Origin of the sequence: Rubrobacter calidifluminis, from assembly GCF_028617075.1 — a bacterium.
In the GTDB taxonomy this organism is placed as follows: Bacteria; Actinomycetota; Rubrobacteria; order Rubrobacterales; family Rubrobacteraceae; genus Rubrobacter_E; species Rubrobacter_E calidifluminis.
The window spans coordinates 1-678 of sequence record NZ_JAQKGV010000051.1; the positions used below are offsets into that span (position 1 = coordinate 1).

General features: G+C 54.6%; 1 protein-coding gene. It reads right to left on the minus strand.

From position 1 onward, the window contains the following. A partial coding sequence (locus PJB24_RS15810; protein ID WP_273847620.1) for an ABC transporter permease occupies positions 1-596 on the minus strand: 596 nt, incomplete at its 3' end. Positions 597-678 lie beyond the last annotated feature (82 nt).

Consider the following 678-nt stretch of genomic DNA (forward strand, 5'->3'; position numbering starts at 1 on the left):
CCCGCCATCACAAACGCACCAAACCTCAGCCGGTTGACCCTCACCCCTGCAAGCCGGCTCACCTCCTGATTCGAACCAACCGCCCTCAGATACCTCCCAAGCGGCGTGAAGCTCACCACATAAGCCACAATCCCAACAACCACAGCCCCATACCAGAACCCCAAAGGCAAACCCAACACTCCGTAGTTGACCCAGCCACCAAACCCCTCAGCGTTCATGCTCACTAGCTGCATGTCTGTCAAAAACAGTGCTACACCCAACAAAAAAGTGCTCATGCCCAGCGTTACGACTATCGGGTTGATGCCAAGGAACACAACCACAAACCCGTTGATGGCCCCAGCAAACACACCAGCCAGCACCGCTACCACACAGGCCAGCCAGGGATCCCACCCATGAGACGAAACCAGAACCGGCACGATAACTGCACAAAGTCCCAGAACCGAAGCAATCGAAAGATCCACAAACTCCCCAACAAGCAACGTGCAAAAAAGAGCGAGCGTCAAAAACACAAGATAAGTCTGAGAACCAAAAATCGTCGTAAAAGTACCCGAAGACAAAAACCGCGAAGGCTCAACAACAGCGAACACCCCAGCCATCAGAGCCCACACGCCAAGTAAAGCGACGCGAGCCAGAAAACTCTCAGAGAGCCCCTTGCCCTCCACGGGACGGCCAGACACA